This window comes from Candidatus Thiosymbion oneisti (assembly GCF_900092655.1).
Taxonomy (GTDB): Bacteria; Pseudomonadota; Gammaproteobacteria; order Chromatiales; family Chromatiaceae; genus Thiosymbion; species Thiosymbion oneisti.
Genome location: NZ_FLUY01000872.1, coordinates 1 through 2,936, shown reverse-complemented (window position 1 = coordinate 2,936; position 2,936 = coordinate 1). Strand labels below are relative to the sequence as shown.

Annotated in this window: 1 protein-coding gene; it reads right to left on the bottom strand. The window is 64.0% G+C overall.

All coding sequences use genetic code 11. The features are described from left to right. Positions 1-260 precede the first annotated feature (260 nt). A partial coding sequence (locus tag BQ17_RS21720) for a beta strand repeat-containing protein (protein ID WP_176722360.1) occupies positions 261-2,936 on the bottom strand: 2,676 nt, incomplete at its 5' end.

Below are 2,936 nucleotides of genomic sequence, written 5' to 3'. Positions count from 1 at the left end.
GGTTTTTGCGTTCAAGTCGGTGACACCCCGAAAATGGATGTTTTTATCTACATTTCAGATAGTTATCTGGTAACCACTCAAGTTTAACGGGACAACAGTGGCTAGTGGTAATTCTTCAAGTGGTCGAGTTAAGTCTTTGCATGATGGAACGACTCCGACAGTTGCGCCCAAGGTAGTGGTTAACATTTAAGTGTAAACATGGCTAATAGCAGTGTGTTGGGCACACCGCCGTCCCTGGCGGCTTTGCCCAACCTACGGGCTCACTCCGCTTCGGAGCCCGCTGCTTCTTCATCCTCATCACGTCTCCTGTTCTCTCCCCAGATGGCTTCGTTGGGGCTGCTCAAATACATCAAATCCAGCTCGTCATTGACGCTGTAATCGGGAACCGCGTAGGCCTCGGCCAGGTTCTCGAACAGACTGCGCGTCAACTGGAGCGAGGAATCGACGACCGTATCGTGCCGAATCAGGAATCCCGATAGATCGAAATCCGAGATGATACGGCGCCCGGCCTCGAGCTCGACGATACCCTTATCCGTACTGACGATATTGCGTATAACGAGGTCGCTTTGCGCTGCCTCGGCGCACAGCCGAATATCGCCGCTTCCTACGACGCGCACCCGACCAAGAATGTCGAGCCGTCCGTAATCCGGTGGCGAGCCGAACCCCTGGGTGGTCACTTCGATGTCACCATTGTGGGCCGTGATGCCGGTCAGCGGATTGGCCCCTGTGGTCGTACCGATCACCAGGTTGCCCTGCGTGCCGTCTACCTGCGTCGCGAATACGCCACCGCCGGCGGCCTCCGCAGCGAGGATAGCCACATCGGTCAGGATCGGGGCATCCGCTGTGCCGATGGCCAGACCGCTGCGCAGGGCCAGGGTCCCCTGGTTGTCGCTCCTGGTCCGCAGCAGCCCTCTCCCCAGCGTCCCCTGGTTGTCGCTCCTGGTCCGCAGCCGCCTCCCCTCGGCTTGCCGGATCGATCCGTCTGCGGTGAGCTCCAGGTCACCGGAGTCCGTTGCCACCTCACCGCCTATAACCAGATCGCCGGCGGTGGCGGTGAGCCGAATGTCACCGCTTGCGAAGGCCTGCACATCCCCTGCTTCGACGACCATCTCGCCGCCTGATCTTATATCGATATCCGCTCCCGCCGCCGCGCTGATTCCGGTGGTCGAAGCCAGGGTCACCGCATCGGTTTCGGCCAGATAAATGCCGCCGGAACGAGTCGTTTGGGCATTGATCGTGTCTACAGCCGTGTCGATATCGGCGGCCGCGCCCGGCGCACCGATGCCGGTGGCCGCGATCAGACTGAGGTCTCCGGCGACCAGGTTTTCGTTACCCGCGCCTTCAGCCGCCGTGTTGTCACTGATCGCACCCTCGGTCGCGGTGACGGTAACAGTGTTGCCACCGGCATCGACACGACCCAATGCGACGCTACCCTGGGCCCTGAGTTCGGCATTTCCAGCCGCCTGGTAGAGGGTGCCGTCGGCCATGTCGATGTCGCCGGCCACGGCCACGGCGGTGATGGCACCGCTGGTGGCGGTAACGTCTCCAGCGGCGGTATGCGCGATGCCGGTGCCGCCGGAGAGCTCGACCTCGCTGCCGCTGACGGCAGCGGCAAGGATCAACCGAGCCGCTGCACCCAGGCTTGAAGCACCGCCGGCGGTGACCTGATCCTCGACTTGCAAGTCATCGGCCCTGGTGGTCAGCCTGATGGCTCCACCCCCGGCGGTAGTGACCGCTCGGGCCACAGTCAGGGCACCGCCGGCGGTGACCTCGACGGCCCCGCCCCCATCGCCGGTGGTTACCGACGCCTGGTTGCCCAACTGCACCGCGTCGGTTTCGGCCAGGTAGATACCTCCCGATTGGGTGCCGGCATCGATGGTATCGGCGGCGGTGTCGATATCAGCGGCCGCACCTGAGGCACCGACGCCGGTGGCCGCGGTCAAACTGACGTCACGAGCGACCAGGTTCTCGTTACCCGCGCCTTCAGCCGCCGTGTTGTCGCTGATCGCCCCGGTCGCGGCAGTGACGGTGATACTGGTACCGGCCTCAACACGACCCAGTGCAACACTGCCCTGGGCCGTGAGACTGGCCGCCCCCCCGGCGCTGTAGACAGTGCCGTCGGCCATGTCGATATCACTGGCCGAGGCCACGACGAGGGCACCGGACGAGGTGACATCGCCGGCCCCGGTGTGCGCGACGCCGGCGCCGCCGGAGAGCTCGACATCACCGCCGCTGACGGCCGCAGCAACGATCAACTGGCCCGCTGCATCCAGGCTCAAAGCACCACCGGCGGTGACCGCCTGACCGACCTGCAAATCGCCGGCCGTAGTGGTCAAGCTGATTGCCCCACCCCCAGCGGTAGTGACGGCCTGGGCTACGGTCATAGCGCCAGCGGTGACCTCGATAGGCCCGCCTCCGCTGCCGGTGGTTACTGGGCCCAGTGTCACAGCATCAGTCTCATCGATGAAAATGCCGCCGGTAGTGGTCTGCGCGTCGATGCTACCCGCGGCAGTGTCGATATCGGCAGCACCACCCGACGCCCCGATGCCGGTAGCTGCTCGTAGGGTAAGAGAACCACCGACGAGGTTCTCGTTACCCGCGCCTTCAGCTGCGGTGTTGTCGCTGATTGCCCCGGTGGTGGCAGTGACAGAGATAGCGGCACCGGCCTCGACCCGACCCAAGGCGATGTTATTCTGCGCCGTGAGACTGACCGCTCCCCCGGCGCTGTAGCGGGTACCGTCGGCCATGCTGATGTCGTTGGCCTCAGCCGTGGCGGTGATGGTGCCACCGGAGGTGACGTCGCCAGCGGCAGTGTGTGTGATGCCAGTGCCACCCGTAAGCTCGACATTGTTTCCACTGACGGCCGCGGCGATGTGCAACAAGCCTGCCGCATCCAGGTTGACGGCATTGCCGGCACCACCGGCGGTGATCGGTCC